This window comes from Pseudomonas amygdali (genome assembly GCF_002699855.1).
In the GTDB taxonomy this organism is placed as follows: domain Bacteria; phylum Pseudomonadota; class Gammaproteobacteria; order Pseudomonadales; family Pseudomonadaceae; genus Aquipseudomonas; species Aquipseudomonas amygdali.
The window spans coordinates 1-22363 of the sequence record NZ_LKBW01000320.1; the positions used below are offsets into that span (position 1 = coordinate 1).

Annotated in this window: 19 protein-coding genes and 3 pseudogenes; 13 read left to right on the plus strand and 9 right to left on the minus strand. The window is 57.4% G+C overall.

Annotation, left to right across the window (positions count from 1 at the left end):
* The first annotated feature begins 741 nt into the window (after nt 1-741).
* Together AO277_RS26375 and AO277_RS26380 are read left to right on the plus strand one after the other, a co-directional pair.
* Entirely contained in the window at nt 742-939 is a 198-nt protein-coding gene (locus AO277_RS26375) for a hypothetical protein (RefSeq protein WP_002554967.1), read from the plus strand.
* A gap of 205 nt (nt 940-1144) precedes the next feature.
* Nucleotides 1145-2617 carry an inorganic phosphate transporter gene (locus tag AO277_RS26380; RefSeq protein ID WP_044319179.1) on the plus strand — a complete coding sequence of 491 codons (1473 nt, stop codon included), beginning with the start codon at nt 1145-1147 and terminating at the stop codon, nt 2615-2617.
* 49 nt (nt 2618-2666) lie between these two features.
* Here AO277_RS26380 and AO277_RS26385 read toward each other — a convergent pair whose 3' ends face one another.
* Nucleotides 2667-2867: a hypothetical protein gene (locus AO277_RS26385; protein ID WP_044319180.1), complete on the minus strand. Its 201-nt coding sequence runs from the start codon at nt 2865-2867 to the stop codon at nt 2667-2669.
* 78 nt (nt 2868-2945) lie between these two features.
* Nucleotides 2946-3797, minus strand: coding sequence for a formyltetrahydrofolate deformylase (gene purU / locus AO277_RS26390; RefSeq protein WP_003363851.1), 852 nt, complete (start codon nt 3795-3797; stop codon nt 2946-2948).
* Between the two features lie 357 nt (nt 3798-4154).
* Between purU and mvaT the strand changes: the two genes are divergently transcribed.
* Nucleotides 4155-4535 carry a histone-like nucleoid-structuring protein MvaT gene (mvaT, locus tag AO277_RS26395; RefSeq protein ID WP_002554971.1) on the plus strand — a complete coding sequence of 127 codons (381 nt, stop codon included), beginning with the start codon at nt 4155-4157 and terminating at the stop codon, nt 4533-4535.
* Nucleotides 4536-4605: 70 nt separating this feature from the next.
* On the opposite strand, the gene sbcB is transcribed toward mvaT, so the two are convergent.
* Nucleotides 4606-6036: an exodeoxyribonuclease I gene (sbcB, locus tag AO277_RS26400; RefSeq protein ID WP_044319181.1), complete on the minus strand. Its 1431-nt coding sequence runs from the start codon at nt 6034-6036 to the stop codon at nt 4606-4608.
* A 179-nt stretch (nt 6037-6215) separates the two neighbouring features.
* Here sbcB and AO277_RS26410 point away from each other — a divergent pair, with 179 nt between their 5' ends.
* Genes AO277_RS26410 through AO277_RS26425 form a run of 4 tightly spaced genes read left to right on the plus strand, consistent with a single transcriptional unit; the run spans nt 6216 to nt 10708 of the window.
* A complete protein-coding gene (locus AO277_RS26410; protein WP_002554974.1) occupies nt 6216-6941 on the plus strand; it encodes an RDD family protein in 726 nt (241 codons plus the stop codon).
* Complete coding sequence (locus AO277_RS26415) at nt 6938-7918, plus strand: stage II sporulation protein M (protein WP_044319182.1); 981 nt, start codon at nt 6938-6940, stop codon at nt 7916-7918. Before AO277_RS26410 ends, AO277_RS26415 begins: the two co-directional genes overlap by 4 nt.
* On the plus strand, nt 7905-9494 hold the full coding sequence (locus AO277_RS26420) for a DUF4129 domain-containing protein (protein ID WP_044319183.1): 1590 nt from the start codon (nt 7905-7907) through the stop codon (nt 9492-9494). Before AO277_RS26415 ends, AO277_RS26420 begins: the two co-directional genes overlap by 14 nt.
* On the plus strand, nt 9491-10708 hold the full coding sequence (locus AO277_RS26425; RefSeq protein WP_044319184.1) for a DUF4350 domain-containing protein: 1218 nt from the start codon (nt 9491-9493) through the stop codon (nt 10706-10708). Before AO277_RS26420 ends, AO277_RS26425 begins: the two co-directional genes overlap by 4 nt.
* A 120-nt stretch (nt 10709-10828) precedes the next feature.
* Here the strand turns inward: AO277_RS26425 and AO277_RS26430 are convergent, their stop codons facing one another.
* From AO277_RS26430 to AO277_RS26435, 3 genes and pseudogenes are all read right to left on the minus strand, one after another.
* Complete coding sequence (locus AO277_RS26430) at nt 10829-12214, minus strand: GntP family permease (RefSeq protein WP_044319185.1); 1386 nt, start codon at nt 12212-12214, stop codon at nt 10829-10831.
* 531 nt (nt 12215-12745) lie between these two features.
* A pseudogene (locus AO277_RS29490) lies at nt 12746-12880 on the minus strand (D-amino-acid oxidase); the annotation flags it as partial.
* Nucleotides 12868-13140, minus strand: a pseudogene (locus AO277_RS26435) (HAD family hydrolase); the annotation flags it as partial. The pseudogenes AO277_RS29490 and AO277_RS26435, both read right to left, overlap by 13 nt.
* Nucleotides 13141-13433: 293 nt before the next feature.
* On the opposite strand from AO277_RS26435, the gene AO277_RS26440 reads away from it, so the two are divergent.
* Both AO277_RS26440 and AO277_RS26445 read left to right on the plus strand, forming a co-directional pair.
* Nucleotides 13434-14537: an AAA family ATPase gene (locus AO277_RS26440; protein WP_044319186.1), complete on the plus strand. Its 1104-nt coding sequence runs from the start codon at nt 13434-13436 to the stop codon at nt 14535-14537.
* Nucleotides 14534-15877: a DUF58 domain-containing protein gene (locus tag AO277_RS26445; protein WP_044319187.1), complete on the plus strand. Its 1344-nt coding sequence runs from the start codon at nt 14534-14536 to the stop codon at nt 15875-15877. Before AO277_RS26440 ends, AO277_RS26445 begins: the two co-directional genes overlap by 4 nt.
* A 28-nt stretch (nt 15878-15905) precedes the next feature.
* Here the strand turns inward: AO277_RS26445 and AO277_RS26450 are convergent, their stop codons facing one another.
* Nucleotides 15906-16265, minus strand: a complete 360-nt coding sequence (locus AO277_RS26450; protein WP_002554983.1) for a PilZ domain-containing protein — start codon at nt 16263-16265, stop codon at nt 15906-15908.
* Nucleotides 16266-16458: 193 nt separating this feature from the next.
* The gene (locus AO277_RS26455; protein ID WP_044319188.1) at nt 16459-16854 is read right to left on the minus strand and encodes a tetratricopeptide repeat protein; all 396 of its coding nucleotides are present in this window, start codon (nt 16852-16854) and stop codon (nt 16459-16461) included.
* Nucleotides 16855-17030: 176 nt separating this feature from the next.
* Here AO277_RS26455 and pyk point away from each other — a divergent pair, with 176 nt between their 5' ends.
* On the plus strand, nt 17031-18482 hold the full coding sequence (pyk, locus tag AO277_RS26460) for a pyruvate kinase (RefSeq protein WP_002554985.1): 1452 nt from the start codon (nt 17031-17033) through the stop codon (nt 18480-18482).
* A 120-nt stretch (nt 18483-18602) separates the two neighbouring features.
* Here the strand turns inward: pyk and AO277_RS26465 are convergent, their stop codons facing one another.
* Nucleotides 18603-19541: an iron-sulfur-binding ferredoxin reductase gene (locus AO277_RS26465; RefSeq protein ID WP_044319189.1), complete on the minus strand. Its 939-nt coding sequence runs from the start codon at nt 19539-19541 to the stop codon at nt 18603-18605.
* Between the two features lie 179 nt (nt 19542-19720).
* Between AO277_RS26465 and AO277_RS26470 the strand changes: the two genes are divergently transcribed.
* From AO277_RS26470 to AO277_RS29345, 3 genes and pseudogenes are all read left to right on the plus strand, one after another.
* Entirely contained in the window at nt 19721-21244 is a 1524-nt protein-coding gene (locus tag AO277_RS26470; RefSeq protein ID WP_044319190.1) for a fumarate hydratase, read from the plus strand.
* Between the two features lie 359 nt (nt 21245-21603).
* Nucleotides 21604-22092 carry an Hcp family type VI secretion system effector gene (locus tag AO277_RS26475; RefSeq protein WP_044319192.1) on the plus strand — a complete coding sequence of 163 codons (489 nt, stop codon included), beginning with the start codon at nt 21604-21606 and terminating at the stop codon, nt 22090-22092.
* Between the two features lie 51 nt (nt 22093-22143).
* A pseudogene (locus tag AO277_RS29345) lies at nt 22144-22317 on the plus strand (type VI secretion system amidase effector protein Tae4); the annotation flags it as partial.
* Nucleotides 22318-22363: the final 46 nt, after the last annotated feature.

Genomic DNA, 22363 nt, shown 5'->3' on the forward strand with positions numbered 1-22363 from the left:
AGCGGCTATGGCTCAGCAGTCTAAAAATAGCGGCCTACTTCAGACCATTCTTAGCTCTGCCACGAAGTGACTTCTTGGAAATTACTGGTCAGGTACCCACTGAGAAGTCCAAGGCAGCGGCCTTGCTCACCAAGCAAGGCCGTTTTCATTGCGGCAGCGCCTGCTGCGCATGAACACGCCCCGCCTGTCGAACCCCCGCATCACAACTCCAGATATCGTGCATATAAAACTCTCTGAATTCCATCGTCAGGGTTTTGTCACCAGGTGTGTAAAATTTGTTTTATAAAAGTTCCGTCATATAAATGGCTCACTAAAACTTCGGAACAATCGTACAAAAAAACCAGACCTGTGAACTTATTCAACCTCTGTTGTTGACGTAACAGAACTTCTTGGAGATAGTATCCATCAGTGGGTTGGCAACACCCTCGCAAACGATTGATCCGTTCACCCGATTTCTGCCTCGATTATCCCGTCGAAGCGCTGTCACGGTGCACCATCGCCGCGCGATCAAAGGGAAGCCTGCCAGCGCAAGCCTTGCGCTTGAAATCACACACATGTCGCTACGACAGCTGTTTCTCTGGTGTACGTAGCCGCAGGCAATAACAGGATGCTCCGCAACCTCTTCGGGTAATGGCCCGAGCAGGTCTCTGGCTGTATCTGGTATACAGTCCGAATGGCGTGAACATACTTGCATTGTTTTGCGTCATCACCAGAACTCAATCGACTCGATCAGGTATTACAGTGACTAAAGATGAACTGCGCGCGGAACTTGAGCGCCAGGAACAACGTTACAAGGATGTCTACGGCGGTGAAATCACCACCTACGCCGCGCAACCGGAACCGGAACGCAAGCCTTGGCGCAAAAGAGCCAGCCTGCTGGACCAGGCGTTCAAGCAAGAATTGCAAAAAATGGAAGAAGGCCTGAAAGAAGAGCCGTGACATCGCGGGTCTCATGATCCCCGACTGCTCATCTCTGCCTTCCTGCCCCTGGAATTACCCGCCTTACAGCCTCATTGAGTATTCAACGGGGCGGCGCTCATGCGTCTTTTTTTTGGTTTGAGGCGACACCTCGCAGTGACGACAAGTCGTTCGGTATTTTTTCTGTCATAATCGCGCCCCCTTCAGACCCGGTCAGAAAACCTACATGATCGATTTATTCAGCGGGCTTGATGCCTGGGTGCTTGTGAGCCTTTTGCTCGCCCTGGCTTTTGTCCTCACCTTCGAGTTCATCAACGGCTTTCATGACACCGCCAACGCGGTGGCGACAGTCATTTACACCAAAGCCATGCCGCCTCATCTGGCCGTGTTCTTCTCTGGTGTATTCAACTTCCTCGGCGTGCTGCTGGGCGGTGTGGGTGTTGCCTACGCAATCGTCCATCTGCTGCCGGTCGAACTGCTCATCAACGTCAACACCGGACATGGCCTGGCCATGGTGTTCTCGCTGCTGGCGGCGGCCATTACCTGGAACCTCGGTACCTGGTACTTCGGCATCCCGGCCTCCAGCTCGCACACCTTGATCGGTTCGATACTCGGTGTCGGTCTGGCCAATGCACTGATCAACGGCATCCCGTTGGCCGACGGCGTCAACTGGCAGAAAGCGATCGACATTGGCGCTTCGCTGGTGTTCTCGCCGCTGGCCGGCTTCATCGTTGCAGGCCTGGTGCTGGTTGCGCTGAAATGGTGGCGCCCGCAGTCGAAGATGCATAAAACCCCGGACCAGCGTCGCAAGCTGGACGACAAAAAGCACCCGCCATTCTGGAACCGCCTGGTGCTGGTCATTTCCGCAATGGCGGTCAGCTTCGTACATGGTTCGAACGACGGCCAGAAAGGCATCGGCCTGATCATGCTGGTGTTGATCGGCATCGTGCCCAGCCAGTTTGTACTGGACCTGACCAGCACGACCTACGAGATCGAACGTACCCGCGATGCGACCCAGCATCTGAGCCAGTTTTATCAACGCAACAGCAGCACGCTGGGCGAATATCTGGCCATGGGCAAAGCTGAAAAAGGCGACTTGCCGTCCAGCTCTGCCTGTAATCCGAAGCAGACCGAACCCACCATCGACGCGTTGCTCGACCGCCTCAAAGGCGTGTCCGACTACCACTCGCTGCCCCCTGAAAGCCGTATCGAAGTGCGCCGCTATCTCTTGTGCCTGGACGACACAGCCCGCAAGGTCGGCAAACTTCCAGACCTGTCGGCGCGTGAAAAGTCCGATCTGGAGAAACTTCGCAAAGACCTGACCACCACCACAGAATACGCACCGTTCTGGGTAATTCTGGCGGTCGCACTGGCACTGGGCATCGGTACCATGGTTGGCTGGAAACGCGTGGTACTGACGATCGGCGAGAAGATCGGCAAACAGGGCATGACTTACGCACAGGGCATGTCGGCGCAAATCACCACCGCCTGCGCAATCGGCCTGGCTAACGTGTTCAGTCTGCCGGTTTCCACCACCCACATCCTGTCATCAGGCGTTGCCGGGACCATGGTCGCCAACAAGAGCGGCCTGCAAGGCGGAACGGTTCGCACCATCCTGCTGGCCTGGGTGCTGACCCTGCCTGCAACGGTCGCCTTGTCCGCAGCGCTGTTCTGGCTGGCCTCCAAGGCACTGTCCTGACTCAGAGCCCTTCAGGTGGTGCAGCCTTGCACTGCTTGAAGGGCTTGATTCACCCCTCTCCCTCCGCACCTTTCTCGACAAGCCTTTCAGCGGGCATTTCCGATTGCTGCAACTCACGTAATAGCGCTGCTGCACCGTCGAAATCGGCACCGTTTTCCGGAGTCAGGGCGGCGGGGTCATAGCGGCTGAGACAGCCCTCGCCAAGCGTGGCGGGAGCGGTGGATGTGGCTTTTTCGAAAGGATCGGTCATTGGCTGTCACCCTGAGCGTTGCACCATTGCCGACGAGCCAGGTCGGGAGCGCGACAGGCGCACTCCCGAAAAGATAGATCAGTCGAAGACGACTGTCTTGTTGTCGTGTACCAGAACACGGTCTTCCAGATGAGCGCGCAGGCCGCGGGCCAATACCATCTTTTCCACGTCGCGACCGAAGCGCACCATGTTTTCGATGCTGTCGCGATGGCTGACGCGCACCACATCCTGCTCGATGATCGGGCCGGCATCGAGCTCTTCGGTCACATAGTGACAGGTTGCGCCAATCAACTTGACGCCACGCAACGACGCTTGATGATAAGGCTTGGCACCGACGAAGGATGGCAGGAAGCTGTGGTGAATGTTGATCACCTGATGGGCATATTCACGGCACAGTTGTGGCGGCAGAATTTGCATGTAACGCGCAAGAACCACAACGTCAGCCTGATGATGCCCGACCAGACGCGAGACTTCGGCAAATGCAGGCTCCTTGTCTTTCGGGTCCACCGGGACATGGTAATAAGGAATGTCATGCCACTCGACCATGCTGCGCAGGTCCTGATGGTTTGAAATCACACAGGCTATGTCACAGTCGAGTTCGTCGCTGTGCCAACGGTGCAGCAGATCGGCCAGACAGTGCGATTCGCGGCTTGCCATGAGCACGACGCGCTTCTTCTGCGCCGAGTCGGTGATGCGCCAGTCCATCGAAAACTCTTCCGCGATCGGCGTGAACGCTTCACGGAACCCGTCCAGGTCAAAAGGCAGGGTGTCGGCACGTATTTCGTGACGCATGAAAAACCAGCCGCTGAGATTGTCCGAATGATGACTCGCTTCGGTGATCCAGCCGTTATGGGACGCCAGAAAGTTACTGACTTTGGCAACGATGCCTACACGGTCCGGGCAAGCAATCACCAGACGAAAAGTGCGCATTGGGGGAAACTCCAGAACTTCGCAAAGCCGCTATTCTAGCGGCTGCGCAGCAAAACTGCAGTATCTTTGCTGCCTGAATGTGCAGGCAGAAAAGGACACCGCCCAGGCAAAAGATTGCACCGTGCCAGTATCGACTTTTACCACCCGCGACGCCTAACAAAACCTATATAAAGAAGGGCTTTATAGCGAGGATCTTTTGAAGGGGGCTCGGCGCTTGCATAATTCAGACGTCTGTAGGACGCGTGTATATTGCTAAATAATTCAAATAAAACTTTTATTTAATGTTTACTTGCTCATTTACAGTGACTATTATTGCCCCACTGTATCCCTGCAACCTACACAACATAAGGTCTCCTCATGTCCCTGATCAACGAATACCGCGCCACAGAAGAAGCCATCAAAGAACTGCAAGCCCGTTTGAAGAACCTGTCGCAAGACGACAAACTGCAAACCGAGCTGGAATTCGAAGGCAAACTGCGTACGCTGATGGGCGAATATCAAAAGTCGCTGCGTGACATCATTGCCCTGCTGGATCCGGATGCCAAGGTAAACAAAGCCCCCCGTGGCGGCGCTGTTAAACCTGCCGGTACCAAACGCGCCCGCAAGGTCAAGCAATACAAGAACCCGCACAACGGTGAAGTCATCGAAACCAAAGGTGGCAACCACAAGACATTGAAAGAGTGGAAAGCCAAGTGGGGCAGTGACGACGTCGAAAGCTGGGCCACTCTGCTGGGCTAAGCTTCAAACGGTCGCGCTTCATTGCGATTGCAAAAACGCCAGCCTGCTGGCGTTTTTTATTGTCCGTTATTTATACACCCAGACGTTTACTCAGCGCCTGCGCGTAATCCTGCCATTGGCGCAATACCTCCAACTGCTCTGGCGCGGCACTAAGAGAGCATTCAGCCAGCGCAGTCGCAAAGTCCTTCAGGGTATTGGGCGCCCCCCGTTCCGGGTCGCTCAGCCGCTGCTGACAGAAGTCCTGCCACCGCTGTTGCTCTTCACTGCTCAAGGTGTCAGGAAAGTTACGAGCGCGGTACCTGAATAACAATTCAGGCAAGCGGGCGTCATCAAACGGCCACGCGTCACGTGCCAGTTGTTCGGGCTCGGCTTGCCGAACTTGCTCGCACAGTCGACGATCACGGTCACCGATAAAACCGTCATATAACTGCTGTTCTGGATCCTCACTTGCAGCAAAATCTTCCTTGCCATAAAGGACGCTCAGTTTATCCTGCCAAACTTCCCGGCTTTCACTCAACTGCGTTGCGCGTGCCTGGTAGCCCGCCATGTCCAGTTGCAGCCGCTGCTGATCTTCGCTGCGTAGCACCCCCAGGGGGGCTATCACCGGGCAACGGTTTATATGCAGTAATTTGAGAGGCACCGGCAATTCGCCTTCCCCCAGCGCTTCATGCCGGGTATATAAACGCTGCTTGAGTATTTCAGCGTCGTCTTGCAACAACGGTGAAGGGTCAAGGTGCAGGTCACAGACGATCAGCGCGTTGCGGTTATGCGGGTGCCATGCCAGCGGAAGCACCACGCCAAGGTAATTGCGTGCCGCAGAAAAACGTCCCGATATATGCACCAGTGGCTGCATCAGACGAACCTGCTCCTGGACTTTCTGTTTACTGCGTAATGCGAACAGGTAGTCATAAAGCTTCGGCTGTTTTTCACGAATCAGGCGCGCCAGGGCAATAGTTGCACGCACGTCGGATAACGCATCATGCGCCTGTCCATGATCAATGCCGTTGGCAGCAGTCAGTCGTTCCAGCTTGAGTGTGACGCGACCGTCCTGTTCGGGCCAGACAATGCCGTCGGGGCGTAATGCATAGGCCGCGCGCACGACATCAATCAGATCCCAGCGGCTGTTACCGCCCTGCCACTCGCGTGCATAAGGGTGGAAGAAGTTGCGATAAAAACTGTAACGCGTGACTTCATCGTCAAAACGCAAGGTGTTGTAACCCGCACCACATGTCCCTGGCGCAGATAGTTCGGCATGTACGCGGGTCATGAAATCCGCCTCGCACAAGCCTTTTTCCGCCAGCGTGGCCGGCGTTATTCCGGTAATCACACAGGCAACGGGATGGGGCAGAATGTCGTCACTTAGCTGGCAATGAAGATTGACCGGCGGCGCGATTTCATTGAGTTCGGTATCGGTGCGGATGCCGGCCATCTGCAGCGCACGGTCATTGCGCGGGTTGATGCCGGTGGTTTCGTAGTCGTACCAGAAAATGCTGGAAGTCACGGGCTGATCCTGAACAAAAGACCCGCGAAGTGTAGGGCGTGACAGGTGTCATTGCCTAATCGGGTAATATCCGGCGTACCGGGAAATGTTTTCTTACAGCCCGCGTCTTGAATGGTCGGTTGCTTAGCTCCGCTGCGATAGCTAGCATCAGTTTTCGTTTTCAGGCGCGTCCTCCGACAATGTCATCCCTTCCCGCTTCGCCAAGGAATGCAGCGCTGCCCACGCCACTGGACACCCGCATTGAAATCGAGACGCCGGAAGGCATCGATATGGTTCTTCGCCCTGCCGGACTGGTTTCCCGCGCATTGGCGTTCGGAATCGACTTCGCCATTCGCGCAGCCGTTATCGGCGTGTTCTTTTTACTCTTGCAGTGGTTTGACAAGCTCGGCATGGGCCTGGCCGCCATCGTGTTTTTTCTGGTCAACTGGTGGTACATGGTGCTGTTTGAAGTGCTGAGTCAGGGGCGCACTCCCGGAAAGCGGGTCCTCGGCCTGCGGGTGGTGCACGATGACGGCACGCCGATAGACTGGTCCGCGTCGTTGATACGCAACCTGCTGCGTTTCGTCGACATGCTCCCGCTGGGCTACGGGCTAGGTGCAATCAGTTGTCTGAGCCATCCATTGTTCAAACGGCTGGGTGATCTCGCAGCCGGGACGCTGGTTATCTATAGCGACCAGCCTGTAACGCGCCCCACCCTGCCAGAGGCAGAACCGGTGATTGTGCCGTTCGCCCTGCATCTGGACGAACAACGGGCAGTGCTCGGTCTGGCGGAACGACAAGGTGAACTGTCCATTGCCCGCACCCGGGAGCTGGCCGCAATTCTTGCTGAACCCTTGCACATCCCCGCTGATCAGGCGGTCGCTCATGTAAACGGCATCGCCCGCAACCTGCTGGGGCCGAAATGAAGCAGAGCCTCTTTGAAACCCGCCATAAAGATGAGTGGCAACGTTTTGGTCAGCGCCTTGATGCGCTGGAAAACGGCAAAGCCGATGTCAATGCTTGCGAAACATTCCCCTGTGATTATCGACGCGTCTGCCACCACCTGGCGCTGGCACAGGAGCGTGGCTACAGCAGCCACCTGGTCGCCCCCCTGCATCAACTGGCCATGCGTGGCCATCAACAACTTTACCGCCACCGCAGCGCGATGGGCGCTCGTCTGCTGGGCTTTGTACTCGGAGGTTTTCCGCGACTGGTGCGCGCCGAGTGGCGTTTCGTCCTGGTCGCCAGCCTGTTGTTCTTCGGCAGCCTGATCGGCATGGGGTTGTTGGTCTACGGTTTTCCGCAACTGATCTACAGCATCGTCAGTCCTGAGCAACTGGCCGACATGCAGAGCATGTATGACCCATCGGCCAGCCGGATCGGACAACCCGCCGAAAGAGCTTCCGACGCAGACTGGATGATGTTCGGCTACTACATCATGAACAATATCGGTATTGCCTTTCAAACCTACGCCAGCGGTTTGCTGTTCGGGCTGGGCAGCCTGTTTTTTCTGCTGTTCAATGGGTTGATGACAGGCGCAATTGCCGGTCATCTGACCGACATAGGTTTTGGGCAGACATTCTGGACATTCGTCATCGGTCACGGTGCTTTCGAGCTGACCGCCATCGCCCTGGCCGGGGCGGCGGGTCTGAAGCTGGGATGGGCTTTGCTGGCCCCAGGAAGACTGACGCGCAGTACCGCGCTGCGCATTGCGGCCAGGACCAGTGTGCAACTGATCGGCGGGGTCATTCTGTTCCTGCTTATTGCGGCATTCATTGAGGCTTACTGGTCATCGATGACCTGGCCCGGACCGCTGCTCAAGTACCTTGCAGGTGCCGCCCTATGGTTGCTGGTCGCCGCGTATCTGACCCTGGCAGGACGTACCCCTCATGCGCCTGACTGAGTCAAACGTCGCCATACGTCCTCGATCCCCTTGGGAAGCCATAGACCTGGGCGTGCTGTTGGCGGGTCGGCACCGCGGTCTGCTGATGAGCAGTTGGGCAATCGTTACCCTGCCCGTTTTTTGCCTGCTCAGCGCACTGCTATGGGACTATCCCACGGCCGCCATTCTGCTGTTCTGGTGGCTCAAGCCTGCGTTCGAACGCTTGTCGCTGCTCATCCTGTCGCAGTCACTGTTCGGGGCAACGCCTACGCTCGGGCAAGCCCTCAAGGCGTGGCCCGCCACTTTGAAAAGCCAGCTGTTGCCAAGCCTGTTGTGGCGAAGACTCAGCCTGAGTCGCAGCTTTCAGTTACCGGTGCAGCAACTGGAGCATCTGGCAGGCACGGAACGCGACCTGCGTATCAGCCTGCTCAGCCAGAAAGACCTGCGCGCCGCACGGCTGCTTACCATCGTCGGCGCACATCTGGAATACTCATTGTGGATAGGCCTGCTGATTATGCTTTACGCATTTATTCCGCAGCAGATCCAGATCGACTGGCACTGGATGAGTCTGCTCGAAGTTGAAAACCAGTGGCTATGGATCGACCACCTGACCAACCTCTTCTATGCACTGGCGTTGGTACTCTGGGACCCCATCTACGTTGCGTGCGGCTTTACCCTGTACCTCAATCGCCGAACGGTTCTTGAGGCGTGGGATATAGAGCTGGTTTTCAGACGCCTGCGTCAGCGCCTGATCGGCAGCGCCTATGTAGTGTTGATCGGTGTCGGACTGGTGCTTTCGACGGCACCGGCCACGGTCTGGGCCGAACAACAGAGCTACAGCTGCCCGCTGCCCGATAGCAGCGCGGCAGAACCGCCCACCACCCTCGCAGCACCGGACACGCCGCGCCTGACCCGTCAGACACTGACCAGCGAAGCAGCCCGCAGCGAAATACACGGCATTCTGCAACAGCCGCCCTTCAAGAACCCCAAAACCGAGACAGGCTGGCACTTCCCTGAACAACAGAAAAGCCAGTCTGTGGTTCGGGACACGCACGACCAGGGCTGGCTGATTACCTGGCTCAATCGGCTTCTTCGGGCCGCAAGCGCCCTGGCCAGCCTGATTGAAGTGCTGCTCTGGGGCGTGGTTATCGGCCTGACCGGGCTGGTGCTTTGGTATTACAAAGACTGGTTCAAAACCTTTGCAAGCAGGGCGCCCGGCAGAACAAAAATCGCCCGCCCGGCTCCCCGGCAGCTAATGGGCCTGCAAGTGAATGCCGAAAGCCTGCCTGAAGATGTCGCCGGCCGGGCCGAACAGCTTTGGAGCAGCCAGCCCCGTGAAGCCCTCAGCCTGTTGTACCGCGCACTGCTCAGTCGCTTGCTGAACGACTATCGACTGCCGTTGAAAAGCGCCGATACCGAAGCTCAGGTATTGGCGCACATCGCGGCGCTGAACCAGCCGCTGCTCAGTGAATTCAGTCATGACCTGACCATGCACTGGCAGAACCTTGCCTACGGGCATCGACTGCCACCGGCCCATGCCCGGCAGCAACTCTGCGATGGCTGGCGTCGCCTGTTCAACCCGGCGGTGCAGGCATGAGCCGCCGTAGCGGAATACTGATCGGGCTACTGGCCCTTTTACTGCTGGCAGGCGCAAGGCTTTACCTGAGCCGTCACCTGGAGCGCTACGAGAAAACCGTGGATCAGGGCCCCTCGCCACAGGCAAAGGCCAATCCCTGGCTTGCGGCCGAACACTTCCTGCGTAGCCTCTCCATCACGGTAAACACCACTGACACACTGGCCCGGCTTCCCGACCCGAGTCAGAGCACCCAGACGCTGCTGTTGCTCAATGACCGGGAAGACATGACACCTGCACAAACCGAACGGCTGCTGAACTGGGCCGAAGCGGGCGGGCACCTGCTGGTAGTGGCCGAGCAACTCTGGAATGAGAAAAAAGGTCGCAGCGGCGATCTGTTGCTGGACAGGTTGCAGGTTCATCAATACCTCACTACGGACATCAATGCGCAGGAACAACAGCTGAACGACGCTCAGCCGCCACTGCCCATCCCGTTGATAACGCCCTCCGCCAAACGCAAAAAAGAGCCCTGGCCGGAATTGACCCGCCTGTATCTGGAAAACGAAAGTGCCCCGGCATACATGAGCTTCGATCCGGCGTTCCATCTGGAAGATCCGCAAGACCATGCACAGTCGTGGGCCAACAGCGCCGATGCCACACACCTGCTGCAAATAAACCGTGGTAACGGATTGATCACGATTGTGACTGACGCCAACCTGTGGAAAACCCGCTCGATCGGCAACTATGACAATGCCTGGCTGCTCTGGTATCTGACCCAGGGCAGTGAAGTGACCCTGGTGCTGCAAACCGAACACGACAACCTGCTGACCCTGCTGCTGCGCAACTACCCTCAGGCACTGCTGACGCTGGCGTTGCTGATTGGCCTGGGCCTCTGGCACATCGGCCTGCGCGAAGGCCCGATGCGACGGCCCGCCCCCCTTGCACGTCGCCAACTGACCGAGCACCTGCGTGCCAGCGCCGAATTCCTGCGCAGGCGCAGCGGGCAACAGACGCTGATAAAGAGCCTGCAACAAGACATCCTGCGCCGCGCCCGCCAGCTTCATCCAGGTTTCGAGCGGCTGGCAATTGCCGAACAATGGCAGGTGCTTTCGCGCCTGACGCGACAGCCCACCAGCGCCATCAGCGACGCCCTGCGCCCTCGCCCGCCGCAACGCGTCTCACACAGCGAATTCACCCGTCAGGTAGCCCACCTGCAAACGCTCAGGAATGCCCTATGATCCTGCACTGGCGAATCGTTGGATATCTGCGATATTGAAATCAAACCTTTAGAAGCTCATGGGTACGTAGTGTTGGATACCTCATTTGGGCAGGCTTCGGCGCTGCGAATGAATCCCGACTCAACTTACTGTAATAACCGCACTCAAGATCAACACCACAACCAATCCGACCACCGCCACAATGGATTGAACCACCGAGATAGTCTTCGTCGCCTCCCCCATTGTCATGCCAAAGGACTCCTTCACCATCCAGAAGCCTGCATGATTCGCATAGTTGAAAAACAGCGAACCGCAGCCGATTGACAATGCCAGCAAGGGCAAGTTGAGGGTGGGATCAGCACCCGCAAGCGGTGCCAACAGGCCTGCAGCCCCTACGATACCCACAGTTGCGGAGCCAGTAGAGACCGAGAGTAACATCGCAATCAGCCAACCCAGGATTAACGGAGGGAAGGCAGACTGCTGGGTCAGGTGCACGATAGCATCGCCTACCTTGGCACTGGTTAGCATCTCCTGAAATGCCCCGCCTCCTGCGATGATCATGATGATGGAGGCGATAGGCTTGAGGCTTTTACCCAGTGAATCACGCACCTTTTCGGCGTCGCCACCGCGCGCCAGTACCAGGCTTGCGCCGGCGAAAAGCACGCCTAAGAGCATGGATATCAAAGGGTTGCCCACGAAACTGGCCATTTGCAGGATCGCATTGCCCTTTGGTAGCACCATCTCGGCGACGGCATTGATCAGCATCAGGATCGCCGGTAGCAAGGCTGCCAGTACGCCGAGCAAAACGCCGGGACGGGGTTGATTGTCGGTTTTTTCGTCCAGAGTGAACTGATCGAGTAATGCCTGATCAGGCCTGGTGCTCATGCGCTTCGAAATGAACGCGCCATAAAGTGGACCGCCCAAAATCATTGCTGGAATAGCCGCGAGAAAGCCGTAGAGCATTGTGGGCCCCACTGAGGTTTTGAGTGCAGCGATGGCCGTCAACGGGCCAGGGTGCGGCGGTACCATGCCATGCATGGCGGCGAGCGCCGAAATCACTGGAACACCCACATACACATAAGCCGAGCCTTTGAAGCGAGCCTGGCTTTCCAGCTTTCGCGCCACACTGAATATCAGCGGCAGCATAATCACCAAACCCACCTCGAAAAACATGGGTATGCCAACTACAAACGCAACCATCATCATTGCCCAAGGTATCAGGCGATCCGGGGTGCGCTTCAGGATGACCTCGGCCAGCTGCTCCGTGACGCCAGCATCAGCCAGGATTTTGCCTAGCATCGCGCCAAGCGCGATCACAATCCCAACTGCCCCTAGTGTCTTTCCGGCACCGGCGATCAAGTGAGCGACGATACTTTCTGGCTGCATTTGGGTAGCAAAGCCCACACCAACAGAAACTACAATCAGGGCCAAAAGCGGGTGCATCTTGAGGCGCGACACGATCAGTGCCACCAATACCACGACGCTGACAAGCGCGGTCATTAGAAGCTGTATATCTAAGGTAGTCATGAAAATATCTCAGTTGGGCTGGCGCTGAGGCTGCACTCAGCATTTGAAAAACCGGTTCGAGACGTAACGCTCGACGGAGCACGCAAAAAACCAGACAGCGTATGGGTGCCTTCACGTGCAACACCCGTTTCAGGAAAGGCAAACACTTCGCAACCTGCTGCCATGTCACTGCTGTCAGGTAGTTCAGTCAGGAGGTCAACATGGAAATGGGCATGAGAGCGACGCCACTCTAGCGGGATGTCGGCGTAGTAAAGGGCCAGGGTGCCAGTGATTGGTTGCAATCTGCTGGGCCAACTGGTCATGAAGACGTTGATACAGCGGCAAACGGGCATCGTTGGACAGAGCATTCATTGACCTATTCGCCTTGTTATATAGTCATATATATGAATTTCAGCAAAGTATTTCCCCAATGACAAAAACTTGTCAAGACTGATCTTCTTTCATAAGCAAGATCAGGTCGTAACTGCAGACAGAGGGCAGATGCAAGCTGTGTTCAGGGACGCCAGCTAATCTGCGGAGCAATGCAGTCGATCAGAAGTCCGCCACTTTACTCCAGGCTGATTTCCGGAGTCGGCCCGGGTGAGACGGTCGCGGATCAACGATAGGGGGTGCGCAGCTGACAATATCGGCAATCAAGTGACCCGCGCCGGGGCTTAAAGACCGACCAATCCTGGCAATCCGCCAATGTCCGGGATCTGGTGGTAGACGAAGGCGACATCCGCCGGCTGCTCATGGCCGCCGGCGACGAAGGCTTTGTGCTTGATTTTCATGTCATGGGCCGACATCAAGTCATAACGGAAGCTTGAAGATACGTGCAGCACATCTTCAGGTGCGCAGCCAAGGCTATCGAGCATGAACTCAAACGCTGCCAGGCGCGGTTTATAGGCTTGAGCCTGTTGAGCGGTGAACACTTTGTGGAACGGCGCTACTCCTGAATAAAGCCGGAGGGGCACTGCCTGTGAGTGCCCGATCCTGGTCGATTGCTGTCTTTACGTAACAGGCACGCAAACGCACCTGCCTTTCAGACAGAAAAGGCATCCTTGCGTAGATATCTATCTTTGGTGCAGACGGCAGCTATGTCAGCGCAATTGAATGGCATGCACCAATACGCCGCATGCCCTGAGCGGTTACCATGGAAATAATGCTCGGCAAGAGAAAAAACATTCAGTCGCTGCGCAAAAAAATTACGAAAAAGCCAAATCAGGTAAGTAATTGATTTATGGACGATAAATCTAATATAAAAGTTAGTGACGCTCCAGAAGTCGCGAGCGATCAAACGCCCGAAACATCAGGCAGCACCGGGCCCTTTATCGAGCCTGCCATCGAACCGGCCAGCCCGACGAGCGCCGCGAGCACTCAGTTGCAGCAGCGGCAACGCGCCAGCCAGCTGGCTCAGGCGTTGCGTAACGAGTTGCAAAAGGCTGTGATTGGCCAAAACGCAGTGATCGAGGACGTGCTGACCGCCCTGATCGGCGGCGGGCATGTGCTGCTGGAAGGCGTACCGGGGCTGGGTAAGACGTTGCTGGTCCGGGCGCTTGCCAGTTGCATAGGCTGTGAGTTCGCGCGCATTCAATTTACGCCGGACCTGATGCCCAGCGATGTCACCGGTCATGCCGTGTACGACATGCAGACCGAGCAGTTCAAGCTGCGCAAGGGGCCGCTGTTCACCAACCTGCTGCTGGCCGACGAAATAAACAGGGCACCGGCCAAGAAGCAGGCCGCGCTGCTCGAAGCCATGCAGGAGCGACAAGTAACCCTCGAAGGTCGGGCGCTGCCCATCCCGCAGCCGTTCATGGTGCTGGCAACCCAGAACCCCATCGAACAGGAAGGCACTTACCCACTGCCGGAAGCCGAACTGGATCGTTTCATGCTCAAGCTGCGCATGGACTATCCCGAAGCGCTGGAAGAGCTGAACATGGTGCGCCAGGTCACCCGCTCGACCCGTGCCGACATGCTGGATGTGCGACCGCTGCGGGTCATCATGCAGGCTCGGGAGGTTCAGGCACTGCAACGCATTGCCAGCGAGCTACCCATTGATGAACAGGTGCTGGACTACGCCGTGCGCGTGGCGCGCAGTACGCGCACCTGGCCAGGTCTTAGCCAGGGCGCAGGGCCGCGCGCTTCAATTGCACTGGTGCGTGGCGGGCGGGCCAGAGCATTGTTGCGCGGCGGTGAGTTCGTTACTCCGGACGACATCAAGGGCTGCGCGCTGGCTTTGTTGCGACACAGGGTCAGGCTGTCACCGGAACTGGACATCGAGGGCCTTTCGGTGGATCAGGTGCTTCGGCAGATCCTTGACCAGGTCTCGGCACCGCGCCTGTGAAACAGGTTCTGAAACCGTCGGTTCTGATGCTGCGCTGGCTCGGTGGGTTCATGTGCGTTGCGTTGCTGACAGGAACGCTCCATGCGCTGGGCATCGAGTATCCGGCAAAAATCGACGAGCTTTATCGGGCAGCGCTGCTGGCTTTCGCGGGTGTCAGCCTGCTCGATGCATTCTGGCTGCTCAGGCGTCCCTCGCCACGCGTGCAGCGTGAGCTTGCGGGCAGCCTGGCGCTGGACCGCTGGAACGAGGCGCGGCTCGACCTGCAACACAACGGTGTCAAGCCAGTCACCTTGCAGGTGTTCGATCATGTGCCGCATGGCCTGGAACATGAAAACCTGCCGCAGTCCATCATCCTGCCTGCGCGCGGCAAAGGCAGCATCGGTTACCGTCTGCGCCCCTCGAGCCGGGGCCATTTTACCTTTGAGCAGTGCGAAATCAGCCTGCCGGGGCCTTTGGGTTTGTGGACGGCACGCCGCTATCTTCCGGTACACAGCACGACCCGCGTCTACCCGGACTTCGCCCGACTTTACGGTGGGCAACTGCTGGCGGTGGACAACTGGCTGAGCCAACTGGGGGTGCGCCAGTTGCAACGTCGCGGGGCAGGAATGGAATTCAATCAGTTGCGCGAGTTTCGTGAAGGCGACAGCTTGCGCCAGATAGACTGGAAAGCTACCGCCCGCCAGCGCTCCCCCATTGCTCGCGAGTATCAGGACGAGCGGGATCAACAGATCGTTTTCATGCTCGATTGCGGACGTCGAATGCGCAGCCAGGACGGTGATTTGTCTCACTTCGATCACGCGCTGAATGCCTGCCTGCTATTGAGTTATGTCGCACTGCGTCAGGGTGACTCGGTTGGCCTTGCGACGTTTGCGGGTGAGCAGGACCGCTATCTGGCCCCCGTAAAAGGGCCGGGGCAGCTCAACCTGTTGCTCAACTCGGTCTATGACCTGCAGACCACCCGGCGACCCGCTGACTACTGCGCCGCCGTTCGCCAATTGATGGTGCGCCATAAAAGACGTTCACTGGTGGTACTGATCACCAACCTGCGCGATGAAGACGATGAGGAGCTGGTGGCTGCTGCAAGACAGCTTGGCAAGCAGCACCGGGTGCTGATTGCCAGCCTCAGGGAGGAAGTGCTCGATAGTCTGCGTCAGGCCCCCGTACAAACCTATGATCAAGCGCTGGATTATTGCGGAACCCTGAATTTCCTCAACGCTCGCGCTTCGCTACACGACCGCTTGAGTGCTCAAGGCATTGCAATAATGGATGCTCGACCAAGGGAGCTGGGGCCGCAGCTGGTCAGCCGTTATCTGGGCTGGAAAAAGGCAGGTACGCTATAAGCGAAACCTTGCGAGTCAGCCAGCAGCCTCAGGCTGAGGCTTCATAAAAGGGGTAGAAACAGAAATACTCCCGCAAGAGCTGGACGAACGCCAGGTATTCTGTCGAGACCTGAGACAACTCGAAACCGGAGTCGTAGCTGCCTGGCGTCTCGTCTTCGTGGCTCCAGAGGCACTTGGCGCTAAGATCTATTGATTGCCCGATATTGCCATTCGGCATTTTCAGACACAGATCGAACCTGGCCCCTACCAGAACGGGCAGTTCGCTGATCAGCATCAGCCCTTCCCCGGACACATTCCCCAGACACCCCATCAGCCTGCCAGTATGACGATTGAAGACCTGCAGGTAATCCTGCAATTGGTGCCGTTCTATTTTCCGCTCTTTATACATGGCAGGCTGCCTTCTAAGACCACTGTTGCGATCACGTAACACCGTTCGCTGGCTGCGGACTTCAAAAACGAGGCACTGCGCGATAACCGCCTCGGCCTAGAGCTCTGCAGCTCGTCCACTATGTGATCACAGCCTAGCTCAGAATTTTTCAAAATCCACCCGAACACGGCGCCTGCCATTCAAATGAGGGTAACTATTTTGATACGGGAGCGTTTCGAACAGGTGCAGGGATCGGTCTGGCAGGCTGAGCCTTGGGGTAGAGCCCCGTTTGTGCGAGCGTATCGAGCCTGGCCCGTGCACGGAACGCGTATTCGCTCTCTGGATACTGAGTCATCAGGAATTGATAGGTCTGCGCAGCGTCGACATACAGTTTCTGCCGCTCCAGGCACTGGCCACGCAGCATCGACACTTCCGGCTGAACATAACGGCGCGAACGGCTTTGACGCTCGACCTTGGAAAGATCCAGCATGACCCGGTCACAATCACATTCCTGATAGGCACGGTAAGCGTGATCGAGGTTGGAATTCATCGCCCAGCGGGTGCAACCGCTGAGCGCAGTCAGTAATACAACAATCGTTACAATACGCATGGGACTCTCCTGTTCTCTGCCCTGTATCGGCGTCACAGCCTGTTTCTTCAAGTAAATCGCACACCGACCGTCAGCCGATTGCCCTCCCTGACAGCAACACGGTAGTGCAAAGGAACAATGACTAAAGACCCAGACAGGAGTAGCCTCTCGCTGCGCTTCAATTAAGGAGTTTGTGCATGACCGTTCGCCGCACCAAAATCGTCGCCACACTTGGCCCTGCCAGCAACTCGCCGGAAGTCATCGAACAACTGATCCTTTCGGGTCTGGACGTTGCTCGTCTGAACTTCTCTCACGGTACTCCGGATGAGCACAAGGCACGCGCCAAACTGATCCGCGAAATCGCCGCCAGACACGGGCGCTTCGTCGCTCTGCTGGGCGACCTGCAGGGTCCTAAAATTCGTATCGCAAAGTTCACCGACAAGCGAATCGAGCTGAAGGTCGGTGACAAGTTCACCTTCTCCACCGCTCATCCGCTGACCAGTGGCAACCAGCAAATCGTGGGTATCGACTACCCGGATCTGGTCAAGGATTGCGGCGTAGGCGACGAGCTGCTGCTCGACGACGGTCGCGTAGTCATGCGCGTCGACACCCAGACGGCTGACGAACTGCATTGCACCGTGCTGATCGGCGGTCCGCTGTCCGATCACAAGGGCATCAACCGTCGCGGCGGTGGCCTGACGGCTCCGGCACTGACCGAGAAAGACAAGCAGGACATCAAGCTCGCTGCCGAAATGGACCTGGATTACCTGGCCGTTTCCTTCCCGCGCGATGCCGCCGACATGGAATACGCTCGCCAGTTGCGCGACGAATCCGGCGGCACAGCCTGGCTGGTGGCCAAGATCGAACGCGCCGAAGCCGTTGCCAACGACGAAGTGCTCGATGAGCTGATTCGCGCCAGTGACGCTGTCATGGTTGCCCGTGGCGACCTGGGCGTTGAAATCGGTGATGCCGAGCTGGTTGGCGTACAGAAACGCATCATTCTGCACGCACGTCGCCACAACAAGGCGGTGATCGTTGCCACGCAAATGATGGAGTCGATGATCTCAAGCCCCATGCCGACGCGTGCCGAAGTGTCCGACGTGGCCAACGCCGTGCTCGACTACACCGACGCCGTCATGCTGTCGGCGGAAAGTGCTGCAGGCTCCTACCCGATCGAAGCGGTTCAGGCGATGGCGCGTATCTGCATCGGCGCTGAAAAGCACCCGACCGGCAAGACTTCCAGCCACCGTATCGGCCACTCGTTCACCCGTTGTGACGAAAGCATCGCGCTGGCGGCCATGTACACCGCCAACCACTTCCCGGGTGTGAAGGCGATCATCGCACTGACCGAAAGCGGCTATACCCCGCTGATCATGTCGCGCATCCGCTCCTCGGTGCCGATCTACGCGTTCTCTCCGCACCGTGGTACTCAAGCGCGTGCAGCGATGTTCCGTGGCGTCTACACCGTGCCGTTCGACCCGGCAGCCCTGCCACCGGGTCAGGTCAGCCAGGCCGCAGTCGACGAACTGCTCAAGCGTGGTCTGGTCGAGCAAGGTGACTGGGTCATCCTCACCAAGGGCGACAGCTACCACACCATCGGTGGCACCAACGGCATGAAGATTCTGCACGTCGGCGACCCATTGGTCTGATAGCAGAACGCTGCAAGCCAAGGCCCCGTCTCGCAAGAGTCGGGGCCTTTTTGCATTGTGTATGCCTGACGAATCTTTGTGATTAATCGTGCCGAACGAGAGCTGTGACTAACATGCACCTTATTCCCGCGCCACAAACACATCCGCCAGCAATTGATTCCGCGGCAGACCTGCCAGATACAGCCGCTTGGCAAATATCTCCACGCTCTCGGCACTGCCACACAACAACGCCATCGCATGCCGCGACAAAAGGCGCAGCTCGGCCAGGGTCGTCTCCAGCGCCTGCACGGTAATCAGTTGAACAAGCAACTGTGGATAACGCTCAGCCAGGGCCTGCAGCTCATTGGCCAGATAGTGCTGCTGGCTGTCATGGGCCAGATGAATCAAGCGGATGGTGCCCTGATGCTCCTGACGCAACGCCTCACGCAATACGCCCCACAACGGGCCCAGCCCGGTACCGGCAGCCAGCAAGAGCAGAGGTTTTTCCTGCCAGTCAGGGTCATAGCGCAGTGCCCCTCCGCGCAGTTCGCCGAGCCTCAACGTGTCACCGACCCGCAGCTGTCGGGCGACATCTCGGAAGGCCCCGGGCTGGTGGCAGTCGATATGAAATTCCAGAAACGGGTCCTCGCCCGGAAGGCTCGCCAGCGAATAAGGCCGGGCGACACCGCTGTCAGTCCACAACACCTGGTGTTGCCCGGCGCTATAGCGCAGAGGTCGCGCAGGCTCCAGACGCAAACGCAGCACGGTCGGGCAGAGCCAGTCGCAGCCCACTACTGTCGCAGGCAGGCCGTCACGCTGCGGGTCAAACACCTCGACAGCCAGGTCACCGACCAGTCGGCACTGGCAGGCGAGCCGCCAACCCTGCTGGCGCTTTTCAGCGGGCAAGGCGTCGGGCAACGCGTCCTCAGGCTCACCTTTGACACAGCGCACCAGGCACGCATGGCAACTGCCGGCACGACAGCTATAGGGAACCGGCACACCGGCATGGTTCAGGGCGTCGAGCAGATTGCTGGCCGATGGTAACGACCAGCTACGCTCACCAACATGCAATTGAGGCATTCAGGCGGCCTGTGCAGAAAATAACGGCGATTGTACAGACTGGCCTGTCGGGCGGGTTATACTGCCGCGCCTTTTTGCGCCCGCTACGGCTAACCTGACAGCTCTGGTTCAAGCCGCAGTTCCAGACTGCCGCCGATAGCGTAATTGAATGTTCCCGTCCTTACAGAGGAGCGCGCCGCATGACCGTGATCAAGCAAGACGACCTGATTCAGAGCGTTGCAGACGCACTGCAGTTCATTTCCTACTACCACCCCGTGGATTTCATCCAGGCCATGCACGAGGCGTATCTGCGTGAAGAGTCGCCTGCCGCTCGCGACTCCATCGCCCAGATCCTGATCAACTCGCGCATGTGCGCGACCGGTCATCGCCCGATCTGCCAGGACACCGGCATCGTCACCGTTTTCGTACGCGTGGGTATGAATGTTCGCTGGGATGGTGCCACCATGGGCCTGGACGACATGATCAACGAAGGCGTGCGTCGCGCTTACAACCTGCCTGAAAACGTGCTGCGTGCCTCGATCCTCGCCGACCCGGCAGGCGCTCGCAAAAACACCAAGGACAACACCCCGGCTGTTATCCACTACTCCATCGTCCCAGGTAATACCGTGGAAGTGGACGTCGCGGCGAAAGGCGGCGGTTCGGAAAACAAATCGAAGATGGCGATGCTCAACCCGTCCGATTCGATCGTCGACTGGGTCCTGAAAACCGTTCCGACCATGGGCGCAGGCTGGTGCCCACCGGGCATGCTCGGCATCGGCATCGGCGGCACCGCGGAAAAGGCAGCGGTCATGGCCAAGGAAGTGTTGATGGAGTCCATCGACATTCATGAGCTGAAGGCCCGTGGCCCGCAGAACCGCATCGAAGAGATGCGTCTGGAACTGTTCGAAAAGGTCAACCAGCTGGGCATAGGTGCTCAGGGCCTGGGTGGTCTGACCACCGTGCTCGACGTCAAGATCATGGATTACCCGACCCATGCTGCGTCGCTGCCGGTGTGCATGATCCCTAACTGCGCGGCCACCCGCCACGCGCACTTCGTACTCGACGGCAGCGGCCCTGCCTCGCTGGAAGCGCCGTCGCTGGACGCCTACCCGGAAATCGTCTGGGAAGCTGGCCCATCGGCCCGCCGCGTCAACCTCGACACCCTGACCCCGGAAGAAGTGCAAAGCTGGAAGCCGGGCGAAACCGTGCTGCTCAATGGCAAGATGCTTACCGGACGCGACGCCGCGCACAAGCGCATGGTCGAAATGCTCAACAAGGGCGAAAGCCTGCCGGTCGACCTCAAGGGTCGTTTCATCTACTACGTCGGCCCGGTTGATCCGGTACGCGAAGAAGTCGTTGGCCCGGCAGGCCCGACCACGGCCACGCGGATGGACAAGTTCACCCGTCAGATCCTCGACCAGACCGGCCTGCTGGGCATGATCGGCAAATCCGAACGCGGCCCGACCGCCATCGAAGCGATCCGTGACCACAAAGCCGTGTATCTGATGGCCGTCGGCGGCGCTGCATACCTCGTGGCTCAGGCGATCAAGAAATCCCGAGTCGTGGCTTTTGCCGAGCTGGGTATGGAAGCGATCTACGAGTTCGAGGTCAAGGACATGCCGGTTACAGTTGCCGTAGACAGCACCGGCGAATCCGTGCACATCACAGGCCCGCAGATCTGGCAGAAGAAGATCAGCGACAGTCTGGCGGTGGAAGTGCAGTAAATTCTGATCTGCAAGACAATAAAAACCCGGCGCAAGCCGGGTTTTTATGCGGATTAACTTACTGTCCCTGCGATCTTCCAGTGCGGTCCGGAATAGACCGTTCAGCCTGTGGCCAATATAACAAGGCAACTTATCCCCGATAAACAATACGACTCACTGGTAATATACATCGCACCCTGCGATAAGTCCGTAATACATTTCAGACAATAAACCGAGACAGTTCGCTACTCCCCAGAGGTTCAATACCCCTTCCCCTCCCTGAAAGACAGATTATTCTTCTGCTGGCTGTAAACCATTGAGCGCATGAAAAATAAATGTACTTCTCAGGCATACCGCCTGATAAACAGGGAGATTTCAAAATGGCTTTTGACGCCTATATCAAGATAGAAGGCATTCCAGGCGAAGCGCTGGATGACCGCTACAAGGACTGTATCGATATCACCGGGTATGGCTTCGGCATGCATCAAAGTACTTCCGCCACGGCGAGTTCTTCCGGTGGAGCATCGTCCGGAAGGACTTCCTTGAGTGATTTCTCGTTCACCAAATCACTGGACAAATCGAGCTGCAAGCTCATGGAAACCTTGTGCGCGGGCAGACACCTGAAAGAAGTTGTTTTGTCACTGCATCGTGCAGGCGGAGAAAAGGTCAAATACTTTGAAGTGCTGCTGGAAGAAGTCATCATTTCCAACTACACCCAGCATGCCAATGATGGCATACCCAGTGAAACGATCAGCTTGAATTACGGGAAAATAAAAACCACCTACACACAGCAAAAAAGATCGGATGGTGCGGGTGGAGGAAATGTCTCGGGTGGCTGGAACCGTATCAACAACAAGGTCTATTCCTGATTTTTTTGAACGCTCATGCATTGAACCTTACAGAACGATCAGGGAAAGACTATGGCACGGCCATTTTTTACTGCCGCGTGGGCGGCTTCGCAACATATTTATGATCCGGTGGCACCGGAAAAAAGAGTGGCGGAGGTGATTGGAGGGTTTGTGGCGCAGAATATAAATAATCCTGATGCGTTGGCAAGATGGAAAAATACCTGCGCGAGACTGTCAGAAATTTTGTGTTCGGGCATAACATGTAGCTAGAGGTGCATGTATGCCGACCAAA